This window comes from Flagellimonas flava, assembly GCF_050617915.1.
Classification (GTDB): domain Bacteria; phylum Bacteroidota; class Bacteroidia; order Flavobacteriales; family Flavobacteriaceae; genus Flagellimonas; species Flagellimonas flava_A.
Genome location: NZ_JBODQE010000216.1, coordinates 1 through 232, shown reverse-complemented (window position 1 = coordinate 232; position 232 = coordinate 1). Strand labels below are relative to the sequence as shown.

Below are 232 nucleotides of genomic sequence, written 5' to 3'. Positions count from 1 at the left end.
CGTCGAAGTCAGAGTTCTCCATACTTGGGCTTTTCAAGTCTGCTTGAATAGCCTTTATTAAAGTTAATGCCTTGCTCTCTACGTTTTCCAAAAGCCGAAGTCCGGCGCGAATCACCACACTAACATTTTTATATCGCCCTGCGGAAACTTGATGTTGCACAAATTCAACAAAATAATTACCTAGTGATATGGATGTGTTTTTGCTCATTTTTGTTCTTTGTATAAAATTACC

Annotated in this window: 1 protein-coding gene; it reads right to left on the bottom strand. The window is 38.4% G+C overall.

Going from position 1 to position 232, the window contains the following annotated elements; genetic code table 11:
* Positions 1-208 (bottom strand): type II toxin-antitoxin system ParD family antitoxin (locus ACRHOZ_RS21590; RefSeq protein ID WP_431130474.1); only part of this gene is annotated, 208 nt, incomplete at its 3' end.
* Between the last annotated feature and the right edge of the window lie 24 nt (positions 209-232).